19 protein-coding genes are annotated in these 16,059 nt (G+C 33.1%); 11 read left to right on the forward strand and 8 right to left on the reverse strand.

Going from position 1 to position 16,059, the window contains the following annotated elements; genetic code table 11:
- The first annotated feature begins 334 nt into the window (after window positions 1-334).
- The 7 genes from wTpre_RS05935 (at window position 335) to wTpre_RS00200 (ending at window position 5,623) form a co-directional block, all read left to right on the forward strand.
- Window positions 335-559 carry a hypothetical protein gene (locus wTpre_RS05935; protein ID WP_245609440.1) on the forward strand — a complete coding sequence of 75 codons (225 nt, stop codon included), beginning with the start codon at window positions 335-337 and terminating at the stop codon, window positions 557-559.
- 134 nt (window positions 560-693) lie between these two features.
- Window positions 694-1,392, forward strand: coding sequence for an ATP-binding protein (locus wTpre_RS05940; RefSeq protein WP_245609441.1), 699 nt, complete (start codon window positions 694-696; stop codon window positions 1,390-1,392).
- Window positions 1,393-1,686: 294 nt separating this feature from the next.
- Window positions 1,687-3,042 carry a DUF3857 domain-containing protein gene (locus wTpre_RS00190; protein WP_245609442.1) on the forward strand — a complete coding sequence of 452 codons (1,356 nt, stop codon included), beginning with the start codon at window positions 1,687-1,689 and terminating at the stop codon, window positions 3,040-3,042.
- The gene (locus wTpre_RS05945; protein WP_245609443.1) at window positions 3,039-3,284 is read left to right on the forward strand and encodes a hypothetical protein; all 246 of its coding nucleotides are present in this window, start codon (window positions 3,039-3,041) and stop codon (window positions 3,282-3,284) included. The genes wTpre_RS00190 and wTpre_RS05945 overlap by 4 nt, the downstream gene beginning before the upstream one ends.
- Window positions 3,281-3,520, forward strand: coding sequence for a hypothetical protein (locus wTpre_RS05950; RefSeq protein WP_245609444.1), 240 nt, complete (start codon window positions 3,281-3,283; stop codon window positions 3,518-3,520). The genes wTpre_RS05945 and wTpre_RS05950 overlap by 4 nt, the downstream gene beginning before the upstream one ends.
- A 47-nt stretch (window positions 3,521-3,567) precedes the next feature.
- Window positions 3,568-5,055 carry a UbiD family decarboxylase gene (locus wTpre_RS00195; RefSeq protein ID WP_068651101.1) on the forward strand — a complete coding sequence of 496 codons (1,488 nt, stop codon included), beginning with the start codon at window positions 3,568-3,570 and terminating at the stop codon, window positions 5,053-5,055.
- Window positions 5,056-5,095: 40 nt separating this feature from the next.
- On the forward strand, window positions 5,096-5,623 hold the full coding sequence (locus wTpre_RS00200) for a phospholipase D family nuclease (RefSeq protein ID WP_068651103.1): 528 nt from the start codon (window positions 5,096-5,098) through the stop codon (window positions 5,621-5,623).
- 846 nt (window positions 5,624-6,469) lie between these two features.
- On the opposite strand, the gene lgt is transcribed toward wTpre_RS00200, so the two are convergent.
- The 3 genes from lgt to wTpre_RS00220 all read right to left on the reverse strand — a co-directional run bounded on the left by lgt (window position 6,470) and on the right by wTpre_RS00220 (window position 8,717).
- Window positions 6,470-7,261 carry a prolipoprotein diacylglyceryl transferase gene (lgt, locus tag wTpre_RS00210; RefSeq protein WP_068651104.1) on the reverse strand — a complete coding sequence of 264 codons (792 nt, stop codon included), beginning with the start codon at window positions 7,259-7,261 and terminating at the stop codon, window positions 6,470-6,472.
- A 6-nt stretch (window positions 7,262-7,267) separates the two neighbouring features.
- On the reverse strand, window positions 7,268-7,717 hold the full coding sequence (gene smpB / locus wTpre_RS00215; RefSeq protein WP_068651105.1) for an SsrA-binding protein SmpB: 450 nt from the start codon (window positions 7,715-7,717) through the stop codon (window positions 7,268-7,270).
- A 241-nt stretch (window positions 7,718-7,958) separates the two neighbouring features.
- Entirely contained in the window at window positions 7,959-8,717 is a 759-nt protein-coding gene (locus wTpre_RS00220; RefSeq protein WP_245609445.1) for an ankyrin repeat domain-containing protein, read from the reverse strand.
- Window positions 8,718-8,820: 103 nt separating this feature from the next.
- On the opposite strand from wTpre_RS00220, the gene wTpre_RS00225 reads away from it, so the two are divergent.
- Complete coding sequence (locus wTpre_RS00225; protein WP_068651106.1) at window positions 8,821-9,342, forward strand: Na+/H+ antiporter subunit E; 522 nt, start codon at window positions 8,821-8,823, stop codon at window positions 9,340-9,342.
- Here wTpre_RS00225 and wTpre_RS00230 read toward each other — a convergent pair.
- The gene (locus wTpre_RS00230; RefSeq protein WP_068651107.1) at window positions 9,335-9,751 is read right to left on the reverse strand and encodes a hypothetical protein; all 417 of its coding nucleotides are present in this window, start codon (window positions 9,749-9,751) and stop codon (window positions 9,335-9,337) included. The two genes, wTpre_RS00225 and wTpre_RS00230, sit on opposite strands and share 8 nt — an antisense overlap.
- Window positions 9,752-10,017: 266 nt before the next feature.
- On the opposite strand from wTpre_RS00230, the gene purN reads away from it, so the two are divergent.
- Window positions 10,018-10,584: a phosphoribosylglycinamide formyltransferase gene (purN, locus tag wTpre_RS00235; RefSeq protein WP_068651109.1), complete on the forward strand. Its 567-nt coding sequence runs from the start codon at window positions 10,018-10,020 to the stop codon at window positions 10,582-10,584.
- Here purN and wTpre_RS00240 read toward each other — a convergent pair.
- From wTpre_RS00240 to ribF, 4 genes are read right to left on the reverse strand one after another with little or no spacing between them, the layout of a single operon-like run.
- Window positions 10,578-11,900 carry a M16 family metallopeptidase gene (locus tag wTpre_RS00240; RefSeq protein WP_068652558.1) on the reverse strand — a complete coding sequence of 441 codons (1,323 nt, stop codon included), beginning with the start codon at window positions 11,898-11,900 and terminating at the stop codon, window positions 10,578-10,580. The two genes, purN and wTpre_RS00240, sit on opposite strands and share 7 nt — an antisense overlap.
- Window positions 11,887-13,218, reverse strand: a complete 1,332-nt coding sequence (locus wTpre_RS00245; protein ID WP_068652556.1) for a M16 family metallopeptidase — start codon at window positions 13,216-13,218, stop codon at window positions 11,887-11,889. Before wTpre_RS00245 ends, wTpre_RS00240 begins: the two co-directional genes overlap by 14 nt.
- Before the next feature lie 4 nt (window positions 13,219-13,222).
- On the reverse strand, window positions 13,223-13,699 hold the full coding sequence (gene lspA / locus wTpre_RS00250) for a signal peptidase II (protein WP_068651111.1): 477 nt from the start codon (window positions 13,697-13,699) through the stop codon (window positions 13,223-13,225).
- Complete coding sequence (gene ribF / locus wTpre_RS00255; protein WP_068651113.1) at window positions 13,696-14,628, reverse strand: riboflavin biosynthesis protein RibF; 933 nt, start codon at window positions 14,626-14,628, stop codon at window positions 13,696-13,698. The genes lspA and ribF overlap by 4 nt, the downstream gene beginning before the upstream one ends.
- 67 nt (window positions 14,629-14,695) lie before the next feature.
- Between ribF and wTpre_RS00260 the strand changes: the two genes are divergently transcribed.
- Window positions 14,696-15,067, forward strand: a complete 372-nt coding sequence (locus tag wTpre_RS00260) for a glutaredoxin domain-containing protein (RefSeq protein ID WP_068651115.1) — start codon at window positions 14,696-14,698, stop codon at window positions 15,065-15,067.
- Window positions 15,068-15,159: 92 nt separating this feature from the next.
- Window positions 15,160-16,032, forward strand: a complete 873-nt coding sequence (locus wTpre_RS00265; RefSeq protein WP_068651117.1) for a hypothetical protein — start codon at window positions 15,160-15,162, stop codon at window positions 16,030-16,032.
- Window positions 16,033-16,059: the final 27 nt, after the last annotated feature.

Here is a 16,059-nt window from a genome sequence, read left to right on the forward strand (position 1 = left end):
GAAGTAAAAAGTTGATTATTTTATAACCGCCTCATGTAATGCTGACAAACACGGCGGTAAATTATATGAGAGAACCAATAATTGGTAGAGAGAAAGAAATAGCCATTCTAGAAATAAGCTTCTTTCTCAATCTGCTGAGTTTATTGCAATGTACGGTCGGCGTCGTGTGGGTAAGACATATCTAATAAAACAATTTTTCAGTAAGCATGCCGATATTGTATTTGAACAGACTGGTCTTAATGATGGTACTCTGCAGGAGCAGCTTGCAATTTTTACATAGTCGTTATCACATACTTTTTATAAAGGTGCAAGGATGGCTTTGCCTAAAAAATGGATGGATGACCTACAACAACTCACACTTGCTGTTGATCACAATACGTATAAAGATGAACAAGTTGTTTTATTTTTTGATGAGTTGTTATGGCTCGAGGCAAGAAAATCTAGTTTTCTCAAATCATTGGAATATTTTTTGGAATGCACATTGGACATATCGAAAGAAACTTATCTTGGTTGTACGTGGTTCAGCAGCTTCTTGGATATTGGAAAACTTAATCTATAGTAAGGGGGGGATTACATAATCGTATTACTGCAAGGATACCTTGGCAGACTTTTAACTTACGTGAAGCTAAAGAGTATCTGAGATATTTAGGGGTTAATCTTAACCACCAACAAATACTACAGATCTGTATGGCTATGGGAGGAATAACACATTATCTCAAAGAAGTAAGTAAGGGGCTATCAGCAACACAAAACATTAATATGATCTGCTTTCAGAAGGATGGTTTATTATTTGACGAGTTTGATATGCTATTTCATTCTTTATATGAAGAACCAGAAGCGTATCTAAGCATTATTCGCGCAATTGCAAAAAAGCCAAAAGGAATCAGTATAAAAGAATTGATAAAAGCAACTAAAACAATGGAAGGTGGACGCTTAACTGCTAAATTAAGGAGTTTAGAAGAAGCAGGATTTATTGATGGTTTTTTGCCACTGAATAAGGGAAAAAGAGGAGTATATTATAGGGTAGTTGATGAATATATATTATTTTATCTAATATGGATTGAGCCGTTTAAAGAAGTAACAAGAAGAGCGATAATAAGTGATGTTCATTACTGGGAATTCGCGATAAAGAAACCAGTTTGGCTAACATGGATAGGGCAAACATTTGAAGCGGTGTGTTTTAAAAATGCCAATAAGATTAGAAGAAAATTAGATATAGAACATGTAGGAGTCATATGTGGAGATTGTCAACATCATCCAGAGAAGAACAGTAAAGAAAGTGGTGCTCAGATTGACTTAGTTTTTGATCGAGAAGATGGGTGTACAATGCTCTGTGAAATAAAATATAGCGATAAACCTTACCCAATAACAAAGGAATTTATTTTCAATTAAAAGGAAAGGAGGCGGTTTATAGAGAAAGAACAAAGTCAAGGAAACAGAATTGGGTACTAATTGCTGCAAATGGAGCTCTTGAAAATCAATATCTAAAAGATACGATACATCATGTTATTACACTAGAAGATTTGTTTTGAGTAATTTTAGATTACATCTACAATGTTTGTGCGATTGCAAATTTTAAGTTAAAATCAGTAATAATGTCGTATAAAAGGTATATAGGTATTTTATTTAGTTATAATAATGAGGTTTTTAAAAACTATCCTTAACTTAGTATTGTTAGTATTTTTCATGTCTGCTATAGCTGAAGCAAGGTGGAGCAAGTACGAAGATGCTTCTGTCGAGGTTAAGTTTTCTAATGTTAACATTAATGTTAATAGAGATGTTACCTACGAAACTGAAGTAGAACTTCAAGCAAAAATACTCAACGAGTCTGGGCGTGATAGATTTTCTCTTTATAGTTTAATCTACTATGATGATAGTGCAGATTTGACTGTTTTAGAAGCTAAAATAGCTTATAGCGGAGAGGAATATATAGTCACTGAAGACATGATAGAGGATAAACCGCTAGCTAGTCCTAGTAAAGGCTTCGATCAGCTAAGGCAAGTAACCATATCATTTCCTAAAATAGAAATTGGCACAGAAGTATATTTAAGGTATAAAAAAGTTAACAAAAAGGTTCCTATCGATAATTTTTATGGCTTGAGCCTTTCTTATTGTGGGGATTATTTACAAGCAGATAATACTAAAATCAATTCTGAATTACCCCTGGAGATTAAAGTTAATGATCCAAGAGAAGTATTAGAAATCGCTGAGGAAAAAAATGATGATATATACTCTATAAGCATTGCTTTGAAGAAAGCAGTTTATGAAAACACAATAAATGAACCACATAATGGAATATTGAATATTAAACACAACACTTGGGTATTACTGTCGAGTCTATCTAAATGGGAGGATTTGGCTAAAGAATTAGCTCCTGGGTATCATATCGTCATTAATCAGACACTTCCTGCAGTTTTTGAAGTCATAGCAAAATCTGCTGCTGATAAGAATACTGATGAAGATAAGATCAATGCTGTTACTTCTTTATTGAATGAAAAAGTTCAATACATGGGAGATTGGCGCACAGTCTCAGGAAAATATTTTCCACGAGATTTAGAGAAAATTGCTGATTCTCAAGTCGGGGATTGCAAAGACTTTTCTGCGAGCACGGCTGCTGTTTTACAGGAACTTGGTTATAAAGTTCAACCTATTTTAGTTATGAGAGGAACTACTAGCACTTCTAATCCTGAAGCATTACCTAATATGGGTAATTTTAATCATGTGATGCTCAAAGTAACAAATAAAGATGGAAAAATATATTGGATTGATCCAACTAATACCGTCAGTATGGCACAGGGTATTTTTCCAGACATTGCTGATAGGAACGCTCTAGCACTCAATTATGAGGAAGCAGATTACATAAAAATTCCTGCTGTACAAGATAAAAATTCAAAAGTGATATCTCATAGTGAATTAACTATAGAAGATAATGTTGTAAATCAATATGGCTGGCTTACAGTACAAGGGGAAGCAGCCTTAGGTTTAATAGGGGTTGGATTGTATTATTCAAATGAGCAACTAAGGGATTCTGTTTTCATATGATTAGTGGTATATATCTTGATGAAGAAGAAAAGAAGTTCTTAGAATTACCTGACCTTGCTTTACGTAATGTAGAAGATCTTACAATCAAATATGAGTTTCAGCAAAAAAATAAGATTTTTAAGACAAATCTAGGACCTGCTTTGAATTTAGGAGATAATTGGCTTGATGATGCTGTCAATACAGCTCCTGACCAAATGTCAGACCTTTTTATTGTTGTTCCTCAAACTAAGGAAAGCATATGATAATAAAAGATATCAAAATTAAAAACTGTGAAAATTTGAATTTTGAAACAGATTCTCCCTGGTTATATGTAAATAGGTTCTGTAAATATAAAAATGGTGGAACCGAATTTAGCAATTTAATAACCATAAAGAAAAGATTTATTACCAATGAAGAATTAAATACTGCTGAATATAAAAACTTAAAAGGCGAATTGGAGAATGATTTTTCTAGAGCCTCTATAATAATAAGTGAATGAGTTATGCTGGGAAAAGCAATTCTTAAAAGGCTTAAAATTTTTAAAATATGTACAATAACTTACGTGACTTCATCAGAGCATTAGAAGAAAAAAAAGATCTAATTAGAATTAAAAAAGAAGTTTCAACTATCCTTGAAATGACAGAAATTCATCGTAGAGTTTTGTCAAACAAGGGACCAGCTATCATCTTTGAAAATGTTATCACAGAAAATGGCAAAAATTCAATTCCCGTTTTAGTTAATTTATTTGGTACTATTGAGAGAATTGCATTCGGACTTGGTATAAATTCTGATGAATTAAGGGATATGGGTAAACTTCTGGCATTTTTGCGATCACCTGAGCCGCCAAAAACCTTCAAAGATGCTGTGAAAATGTTTCCTCTACTAAAAGTTGTATTGTCGATGCGGAGCAAAGTTGTGAGTAAAGCCCCATGTCAAGAGGTGGTGCTAACTGGGGATAAGGTGGATCTTAGTTTGCTACCTATTCAGACATGCTGGCCAAACGAGCCTGCACCGCTTATCACTTGGCCACTTGTGGTAACAAAAGGACCAACAGCAGACAAGCAAGATAATTTTAATCTTGGAATATATCGTATGCAGGTTGTGAATAAAAAAACGACTCTCATGCGCTGGCTTGCACATCGTGGTGGTGCAGGTCACCATAAACGGTGGAAGGAGAGGGGGCAAAATATGAAGTTTCCTGCGGCTGCTGTGATTGGTAGCGATCCTGCAACGATTATTGCTGCGGTAACTCCGGTGCCGGAGAATTTATCAGAATACCAATTTGCCGGGCTGCTGCGAAAAAAACCACTTGAGCTTGTAAATTGTAAAACTATTCCTCTTCAGGTTCCAGCTCATGGAGAAATTGTTTTGGAAGGATATGTAAGTTTGGATAATTACCAAGATGAAGGGCCATATGGAGATCATACCGGTTACTATAATGCTGTTGAACAGTTTCCTGAGTTTAACATCACTGCAATTACAATGCGCAAAGATCCAATTTATCTCAGCACTTTTACTGGCAAACCACCTGATGAACCATCAATTCTTGGTGAAGCACTCAACGAAATCTTTGTGCCGATTCTCATTAATCAGTTCCCGGAAATAGTAGATTTTTATCTTCCCCCAGAAGGTTGTTCATATAGAATAGCGGTAGTGTCGATAAAAAAGGCTTATCCAGGGCACGCAAAAAGAATTGTTATGGGCACACTATCTTGTCTCAAACAGTTCTTATACACGAAATTTATTATAGTTGTTGATTATGATATCAATATACGTGATTGGAAAGAGGTGATGTGGGCAATGTCAACAAGAATGGATCCTGTGCGTGATACAATTACGATAGAGAATGCCCCAATTGATTATTTAGATTTTGCTTCCCCTGAAAGTGGTCTCGGAGGTAAAATAGGGTTTGATGCAACAAACAAACTTCCACCTGAAACCAAACGAGAATGGGGAAGAAAAATTGAAATGAGCGAGGAAATAATAAAGAAAGTTACGGAGAAGTGGAAGGAATATGGGTTGACAGATGATTAAACTATTATGTAGACTACCGCCGTGTATTTAGGTGTGGTTTGTGAGGCTTTTATATCTTTTATTTTTGTCAGCATGTTTTTCTTTGTATTACTATGTGGGTCCTACATTCTCGCCTTGCCCAAAAGCAACAGTTTGCTTCTCACCTGAAGAAGACTGTGCTGTACCGATAATCAGCGAGATAGACCAATCTAAAGAGTCTATCTTAGTTCAAGAATATACATTTACTCTTGGAACAGTTGCAAAATCTTTGATTAACGCCAAAGAGCGTGGTGTTGATGTTAAAGTCGTCTTAGATAAATCACAACTCCATTCAAAACATAGTGTCATAAGCGAATTGTTTTCAAATGGAATACCGATTTGGATCGATAACAAGCCAAAAATTGCTCATAATAAGGTAATAATTGTCGATAATCAAAAAGTCATTACAGGATCGTTTAACCTCAGTAGGACAGCTAAAAAGGGAAACGCTGAAAATTTATTAATTATTGAAAATTATCCTGAATTAGTCCAGCAGTATGTGAAGAACTGGGAAATACGAATGTCACAATCCTATCAATATGCTCCCTAGATACTTGATATCAAAAAAAAGTCTTTTTATTAATAGATATAATTTTTTGTGATATAATAAATTAAAAGGTTTTAAGGGGTAGGTAATGGATTACATAAATGATGCTGCTGATAGTTACACTGCCATTCATAATTTTTTTTCCAAAATAATGGTGTTGGAGATTACAAAGTTGAATGCAATTATGGTGCTGTACCGTATGCTACTGACGAATATGTACATTCTGGAGACAAATTTTGGAGCGACTATTTTATAGACTCACCTTTTGGAAAGGAAATAAAAATTTATCCTCAAAGTGAGCTTTTAGCTAAAGAGTATGCTAGAAATACACTACCGGTTTCAATATCACTAAACGAGGATCTAATAAAAATAAAAGAATGTCAGAAAAAAAACTAAATTTGTAGAACTAGAAGGGGAATCAGGTGATATAGTATACAATAAGCAAAAACATATAAAGTGCTACACGACAAAGTTATCATATGACGATGTTTCTTTTCATAGTAAAAACAAATTTTCAATACTGAATACTAGATATGATATACCAAATGATCCGAGATACAGTTTAAACATAGCCTTCACAAAGGTTAATGATAATCAACCAGGGTTTTGGCAAAAATTTAAAAATATGTTTTAATAAAGTAGCTTCTCAATCAGGAATATTCTGATGGAAAATGAATATCTACTTAGTAATGAATTTGGTCAGTAGCTACTAAGTTTTTCTTATAGCTATATAACGAAGGTTCGCTGGTCTTACATTTATTCTCTGCAAGACAAGAAATTCACATAATTGTACACAGTATGGAACAAATAAACTTCCACTATATTTTTTTGATTAAACTTACCTTTTCTCTACTGAACAGATTTTGTATTAAATCTTAAGTTCAACGCACCTAAATATATAATCATTCCCAGCAAAATCATAGGTATAGAAAGAAATTGTCCCATAGTAAAATTGAACAATAAATAACCAATTTGATAGTCTGGCTCGCGGAAAAATTCAACCACAAAACGTGCTATTCCATACCACATAACTGCAATACCAGTTGTTGCACCGTAATATAGTTTTACTCTAGTCAAGAAAAAAAGTGAATTTGCAACTACAAAAAGTAGCGCTCCTTCAAAAAATGCCTCATAAAGTTGGCTTGGATGGCGCAATAAATTATCACCATTTTCTGGAAATACCATACCCCACGGCATATTTGTAACCCTGCCAAATAACTCTCCATTTATAAAATTACCTATGCGGCCTAGAAGTAAACCTATCGGAACTCCACAAGAAATTAGATCCAGTGTGTAAAATATAGGAATGTTATGTCTTCTACAGGAGATTATTACTGCAAGCAAAACTCCTATAGCACCGCCATGAAATGACATACCTCCTTCCCAGGTCTTTAGTATTTCGATAGGATTGCTTATATAGAGAACTGGATCATATATCAATACATACCCAAGCCTACCTCCAAGGATAATGCCTATAATAACGGCTGTTAATAACGAATCGTAAAAATTCTCAGTAAATATTTTTTGATTGTCTAGCTTATGTAAATACCAATAAGCAAAAACTATACCCAGAACATATGCTAAAGAGTACCAATATATAGAAACAGGACCGATGCTAAAAATAACTGGATTTAAAGACATATTTTACTACAAATTATTCTTATACAATCTACTTTTCTCACGTTCCCACTCTCTCTGCTTTATGGTTGCTCTTTTATCATAGAGTTTTTTTCCTTTCACAATGGCAATTTTAGTTTTTGCCAACCCTTTATCATTAAAATAGATAGAAAGTGGCACAATAGTTATTCCAGAGGTTTTAATTTGACCAATTAGCTTATTTATCTCTTTTTTATGCAAAAGCAGTTTTCGTTCTCTTTTTGGCTTGTGATTCTTTTGGTTTGCAGCTTTATACTCTGCGATATGCATATTGTTTAGCCATATTTCACCTTTTTTTTCAGTAACGTAAGCATCAGAAATGTTTGCTTTTCTTTCCCTTAGTGACTTCACTTCACTACTTAAGAGGATCATACCTGCTTCAAATTCTTCTAAGATAAAGTATTCAAACCTTGCTTTTCTATTTTCTGCAATAACTTCCATATCTAAAGATATCTTTAAGCTTCAATATATTACAGAACTTTTGGTTTAATTCATAATAAAACAATTATCTCATTAAATGCAATTTTGGTTAAAAAAGCTCCAATCTTTCTGCAAGTGTAATTTGTTCCACTCTTCCTACTGCCATTTCAGCCCTAGGACTAGCATTGCCTGACAAAGAACTTATCACATCTTTTCAGCCCCATTCAATAGCAAAGTGTAAAGGAGCATATCTATTATTGTTCTATTTACTAACATATGCCCCACTTTCAATTAAAATATCTTTTATGCTTTCATGATCGCTAGCAAAATGCAAAGGAGTGCGTCCACAACTATCACACACATTAACACATACTCCATGTTCAATCAGAGTTCTTACTATGTTTTCATTATCATTTTCAGCAGTAAAATGCAAGGGAGTGCTTCTATGATTATCCCACGCATCGACATATGTTCCGTGTTCAATTAGAGCTATTACTATGTTTTCATAGCCACTCTTAGCAGCAAAATGTAGAGGAGTGTGTCCATCATTGTTCTGCGCGTTAACATCTGTTCCACATGCAATTAGAGCTCTTACTACACTTTCATTCTCACCTTCGGCAGCAAGATGTAAAGGTGTACATACACCATTTTCCCACGCATTAATATTTGCTCCACTTTCAATTAATATATCTAATATGCCTTTGTGGTTCCATTCAGCAGCAAAATGTAAAGGAGTGCATCCATCGCTGTCCCATGCATCAACATATGCTCCATATTCAATGAGAGCTATTACTATGTTCTCATAGCCACTCTCAGCAGCAAAATGCAACAATGTAGTTTCTACAGGATCTAGATCACTATGTGTAGTGAATATATGATTGATATTAAATCCACTATCTTTCCACCTTCGTAAATCAATTCTTTCTAATTTTATTTTTATTCGTTCAACTATGTTGTTCTTGCTTAAACCTGAAGTATCATTTATTTCTTCAAGCATTTTTAGAAAATCATCAAGCGTCATAATCTCCACTACTTATTAAAGTAACTTGGTTACTATGTTCTTTTACACAAAAATCAAGAACTTTTTATTTTCCTAAAAAATCATTTAAGTTATACTACAAATCATGAAAGTCAGGCAAAATATTAAGTTTTTTTCTCTATCATTTGTGATTTTATCTTCTCTATGGATTACATTGTCTGGTTATTTTGAGCATTTTTTTATTCTCTGTGGAGTATTTTCTTCTGTGTTCACATTGATTATCTTTAAAAGGTTAATTGATGCTGAAAGTGCCCTTAGTCAAATTCTAAATGATAGTGGTAGGCTGTCACTTTATCAGCTTATAAGTTATATACCTTGGCTAATTTACCAAATTATTTTTTCAAGTCTTTATGTAACAAAAAAGGTACTACAATTCAAATCTACAGTTGAACCGATTGTTATTGTAAGAGAATGCATAGGACATAATGATAAGACTATTGCATTATTTGCTAACTCGGTTACGATTACTCCTGGAACTTTAACTATCAGTGTCGAAAAGAAGCAGAAAACATATTTATCTACCATATGTTTGATAGATAAGGATCTTGAAAGTGGCGTTTCTGAAATAGAAGGTAAAGTCTTAAAGATGCTACACCTAGTTAAGTAATTGCTTTAAGTAAGTTAACAGCCTCTCTGTATTCTCTTCTTAAGCTCTCAAGCATTTCTTTTGGAAGGCTATCAGTGATAGTAGAACATAAATAATTGTACAAATCTTCTAGCCTTGATATGTTGTTTTTCCTCTTGCTGTTGAATTTGTACGGAAAAATGCCCTCCATAATTTCAATATCAATAACCTTATTTAAAAATGCATTTTCACTTGTTATGCTTATTCTTGTAAGTATGGTATTAATTTTAGGTTCATTACTCGTATAAATATCTGATAATTCTGCCATTTTAATGACGTATAAAGTTACTACTTTTGATAAACAATTATCAGAATATTCACAATTTTTTATTACCTCCCACTGAGTAACCTGAGACTTTCTTGTTTTTGCATTGCTTGGTAATTTATTCATTGAATTTTCTCCATTTAATTCAGTGTAGTAAATTGTACTAATACTTTGTTAAATAAATAATAACGCAGCCATAAAAATATGCATTTATTTACCATAAATTGTATGATTTTCCTAAAATTAAATGTTAAAGTTACTTCAAACTGAATGATTTCTTTAATTCCATATTATCCAGCAGTGTAAAATATTGCTACACAATAGTATTTGTTCTAAAATAAACTTGCCTTTTGAGCTATTTTATTAATATCCGTTCTTACGGCTGCACTAAAATGAAAAAGATAAAACTCGGAATACTAATTTCAGGTAGAGGATCAAACATGCAGGCTTTAATAGAAGCATGTCAAGATCAGAATTTCCCTGCTGAAACTGTGTGTGTTATCACAAATAATAGTGAAGCTGGAGGCCTTAAAATAGCAAAGCAAGCAGGAGTTTCAGCGTTTGTTATTGAAGACAAGCCACTTGATACTGATAAAATTCATGAAATACTTGTTCAAGATAAGGTTGATTTAATTTGCCTTGCAGGGTTTATGAGAATTATAAAGGCCAATTTCCTTAATAAATGGCATAACAAAGTTATAAATATTCATCCCTCTTTACTTCCGTCATTTAAGGGCCTAAATGCTCAGGAGCAAGCTCTGAAAGCAGGTGTAAAAATTACAGGATGTACTGTGCATTATGTTACTCCTGAAATTGATGCTGGAGCCATAATCGCTCAAGCTACTGTTCCAGTGTTACCAAATGATGACGTTCACAGTCTCTCAGAGCGCATTCTAGCTGAAGAGCATAAGTGTTATGCAAAAGCAGTAAGATCAATAGCAGAAGGTATTAACTACTGACCTTGAGCGTTTCTTCCAACTTCAACAAAAAATAAATTTTCAGGATTCAGTAAAGAACTTGCCAGCTTGTTTACTTTTTCCAATTGAACATCATTAATGATATTTGCATAATTATTTATATGGTTAATATCAAGATCATCTATCTGCATACTATCCAGTAACGTTGCTGTATTCACATTATTGGATAGAAAAGAGAAGATAAAGTTATTTACTAAACTGGTTTTTGCATCCTTGAATAATTGTTCGTCAATTCCTTCCTCTTTTATTCTGCTAAATGTATCTCTTACTGCTGATATAGCTTTTCTAGCAGTGGAACTATCAGTACTCATAAATCCAGATATAATACTTCCATGCTTATTAGGAACATTACGTACACTAACACCATAAGTAATACCTAGATTTTGTCTCAATTCTTTCATCAGTATTGAGTTTAGACTCATACCACCAAGTGCATTAATCAAAACACTAGCATTATAGTAATTAGGGTCTTCATATGCTATGCCTTTTTGAGAAAAAAGTATTACACTCTGTGGTATATCCATAAAAACGCTCTTACTTTCTGCAGGCCCAAATTCATTTTTTACAGATACCTTCCTAACTTTAGATCTTTTCGATGGTAACTTAGATAAATATTTATCGAGCAGCATACTAACCTCTTCTTTTGCTGCACAACCAACAATACTAATAACGATATTATCCTTAGTAAAACTACGCTTTATGTATGTTAAAACATCGTCTCTAGTAATGCTCATTATAGTGTCTAGAGTTCCATATAGATTTCTTGAGTAAGGATGTTTTTTGAATAACAACGTATCCAACTCTTTTGCAGCAATAAAATAAGGATCTTTTTCAAAATTATTAAAGTTTACTTTGGCTTTTTCAAAAACTCTATTCAATCCTTCAGGATCAACTTTAGGACGCATTATAGCATCACTTAGTAGTGAAATTGCATCTTCTAAATTCTCAGATAAAGTGTTTAATGAAACCCTAAATGCTTCTAAACCAGCAGTAAAATTTAAGCTAATTCCTTTATCCTCAAGCTTTTTTACAAAATCTTTGGCATCATTTTTTCCTGCTCCTTCTTGAATTACAAGAGAAGTAAACCAAGCAAGCCCATTCTTTTCTGCACTTTCATACACGTAACCTGCATCTTTGAATGATATATTGAGTGAAACTTTTGGTAGATCACGGTTTTCAACAAACAAAAACTTAAGCCCTTTATTAGTAGTAACCTCCTCTATATTTAGGTAGTTGCTTGCCTGCAAATTAAAGACTGGACAGAAAAAAAGTAGAAATATAAGTTTACTTATTCTCATCATAATTACCTCCTTTTGGTAACAAACGGCCGACTAATTTATTAGTAGAAAAAATAGTACGAATTTTGTGATTTACATCTTTCAGATTGACATCATTAATTTTGCTATATGAAATGTCTATTTCATCAAGCGGGATACCTAGTGCTAGACGTGGTATATAAAACATTGCTATACTAGTTAAATCAGATAGATTATCGAACTGTGCTGCTTTGTATTTAGACTTTGTGCTTTGCAACTCTTCACTTGTCATTTCTTCATAGGTAAAGTGATTAATAGAATTTTCTAACTCTCTTGCAACAGTATCCAAATTCACCCCGCTTTTTGGGGTTACCCGAATCTCAATATAACCATTACTAAAAGCTAGGCTATTATAACAAGCAAACACTTCTACTGCTACATTTTTATCTAGAACTAAATCTTTATATAGCTTGCTAGACTTGCCATTCCCTAAAACATCGACTGCCAAATCAACAGAAAGAGTTTCACTTATTTGCTCAAATAAAGGAACACTATAGCGAAAGTATAAAACTGGCTCTTTTACTTCAGTGCTTTCTAAAATCACCGATATATCTGCATTATGTATTGAATCTTGGTTCGGATAATGCTTGACTACAGGCTCAGCTTTAATTGCACCATATTTTTCCTTTGCTAATCCCGCTACTTCTTCAAATTCTACATCACCAACAACGAGCAGTATAGCATTACCTGGATGATAATAGTTATCATGAAACCTTGTTATATCATCTTGATTGTAAGTTTTAATATCGCTCTCCCAACCAATAACAGACCTACCATAGCCATTACGATAAAATGCACTGTTCATTTCTTCCCAGAGTAAAGCTTCAGGATTATTATCAAATCTCATCTTTCTTTCTTCTAATACGATATTTTTTTCTCTATCTATTTTGTCTTGAGTAACATTAAAATTGCCCATTCTATCTGCTTCAATTTCCATTGCTAGTGGTAAATCTTTTTTCAGAACTAATTCGTAGTAGCAGGTGTATTCTTTAGTAGTAAAAGCATTAAATTGGGCCCCAATGCTGCCCAAAGTGGATTCTATGTCTTTAAATTTTCCTGTAGTTTCAAACATTAAGTGTTCAAAGTAGTGAGCCAATCCTGCTTTGCCAATCGGGTCATCCATTCCCCCAACTTTATATATTATTGCATGAAAAACAGCTGGAATTAGGTGATTAGGTACTACATAAACATCCAATCCGTTACTGAGCTTAGCATGCTTTATGATTTTAGCTTCCAAAGAAATTGGACAAATAAAAAAAAACACAGATAGTATAAAAAAACTAAAGAATTTGCGCAGCATTATTTCATTCCTCATTTTTCTTAGGGATAGACCTATCGTATATATACCACTTATATAACAATGTACACATTCCACAAACTATAGATAGGTCAGCTAAATTAAAGGCTGGCCAATACCAATCATTGATATGAAAATATATGAAATCATATACAGCGCCCCAATAGATTCTATCAATTACATTTCCGATCGCTCCACCAATTATCAGGGAAAAACTAAGGTAAATTGACTTATCATTAGATTTATATATCAAGTATGCAAGTATACTAATTATTAATATTGAACATGACGAAAAAAAGAAGCTGCCATGCCGCAGAGTACTACACATTCCAAAGCTAATTCCTGAATTCCAAACTTCAACTAATTTCATAAAACTAGTAATCTCGATTGACTCCCCCTCATCAATCAATGAGTTTATATACAATTTACTTATTTGATCGAATGATACTATTATCAATATAATAACTAAACATATCCTTTTCATAAGTTTATCTTTGACTGGTAAGCCTTCATTATATCACGATCTATCTGTTTTGTTAACTCATTAATACTACGGAATTTTTTTTCTTCCCTAATAAATTTTAAAAGTTGTATGTCAACCTTAAAATTGTATACATTTTCGTTGAAGTCAAATATATGCATTTCTACTATAGGTTTTTTTAAGTCCTTAAATGTAGGTCTCATACCAATGTTGACTACTCCATATAGCCAACTTGAACTATTTTCAGAAAATGCAACTTTGGCGTAATATGTACCAAGCTTAGGTTTTATCATGTAATCTTCTATCGGAATATTTATGGTTGGAAACCCTATTTCTCTACCTCTACATGCACCTTTTGTTACAATACCAGAAACTTGATAAGACCTACCAAGTAATTTATTAGCAATTTCTATTTCGCCCTTTTGTAAACACTCCCTAATTGAGGAAGAAGAGCAAATTTTTCTATCGATTATCAATGGCTCTAATTTAGTTAAAGTATATTCATACATCTGAGAATATTTTTCTAGAGTTAATATATTACCCAATCGTTTGTGACCAAAAGTACAACTTTCTCCAACAGTTATATGTTTAGCACCATACTTCTTTATCAAAATCTTACCAATAAAGTCATCGCAGCTAACCTCAGAAAAACCTCTACTAAAATTAATAATATACAAGTAATCTATACCATAGCTGCTGATTAGTTCCTTTTTTTGTTCTTGGTCTATCAACCTAAAATTGTTCCTACTAAATAAAACAGTTGATGGGTGAGGCTCAAAAGTTAAAACTGCAGAGGGTAATCCTCTTTCTTGTGCTACCTTCTTTAGATTGGAAATTGCAAATTTATGTCCCAAATGAACTCCATCGAAATTTCCGAAAGTTAGTGCCACATTATCTTTTATCCCTTGCTCACAGTTGTAAATAATTTTCATACAATTTGATATTTTATATATATTTTTATATATAATAGTTTTATTTTATAAACTATGGAGATAAATCGTGAAAAATCCTAAAGGAAAAGTTGTAATATATGTGAAGAAGTATTGCCTATTCTGCAAGAAAGCAAAAGAGTTATTGGATGAAAAAGGTGTGAGATACGAAGAAATTGATGTACTTAGAAACTCGGATCTGTTTGACGGTATAAAATCAAAATATAACGTCAGGACAGTTCCACAAATTTTTATTACTGATGAAAATGGTGATTATGTACATCATATTGCTGGATGTGACAAATTGATGGATCTTGAAAAAGAAGGAAAGTTGGATAATATGTTGAATAACAATGAAGATAGCATTAATGAAACAGCTTACACAAGCGGCAGTGATGAACACGAGGGATGTAATGTAGCACATAATGAAGATTTTATGTGATTTTTGTCTTACTGTTGTTGGCATACCCACTTTAAACAATTTTTAATGAATTAAAAATATAATTCATCTGATGAGTTTTTTAGTGGGGAAAAATGATAAAAAATATTATAATCGTTAGCAAGAACTTAATTAGTATTGAATTAATTAATAAACAAGATTTAGAGAGTTTCATCAAGATTTTCACAGTGCTTGATAAGCATATAGCAGCTAAAACTCTTTTTACAGAAGAAGTGACAATAGAGTATAAACAACACAATCGCGTAGAAGTTGTTGAATTGATAAGAGATACAGGTTTTACATATCATGATGTTGAGAATGTGTTAAATCACTTAAGTAATCATGGAATGACAGTGCCAAGTAGCATTATAGCAAGCACCCTTTCTTCTTCATACAATCACGCACTTGAGTCTAAGGATGTAGCATTTGCCTGTTCTAAAGGGTTGCCACAATTTTACGTCAGGGTGAATAAGAATACCTTTATAATGACTCCTATAAGTGAAGAGAATCTGGAATTGAATTCGCAAAATAGCAAAATGCTTATAGAGTCATTAAAGAGCGAAAAAAGCACTTATGATTGCATAGTGGAAGAAAATATCATCAAAGTTGTAGTGCATTCTGAAATACATCAGGCTATAAACTCGATTATAAAATCACTGGTAAAGTCTTGCCTTTTAGCAAGAGATAAAGAAAAAGAATTCAAAGAGAAATTGAGACAACTTGCTTTTAAAGATCAAGCTTTCCTTGAGTATTCTAGCATCAAAACCATTCATAGATATCCGAATAACCATCCTCTGAGAAAGCATGAAAGTGTTATTAAAGATATAGAAAATATTTTATGTGATTTCATAATAAATGAGAACAGCGGGTTTGCTATAGAGCGGTTAAATAGACTGGGCTCAGAAGTCTCTCCAAATACTCCAAGAATCATCACCAAAACTATAGACAAGCTTGTTAAGTTTCACTAAAATGTTGTTGGAATGGTTTTAGCTAGT

It is taken from the genome of Wolbachia endosymbiont of Trichogramma pretiosum, from assembly GCF_001439985.1.
Classification (GTDB): domain Bacteria; phylum Pseudomonadota; class Alphaproteobacteria; order Rickettsiales; family Anaplasmataceae; genus Wolbachia.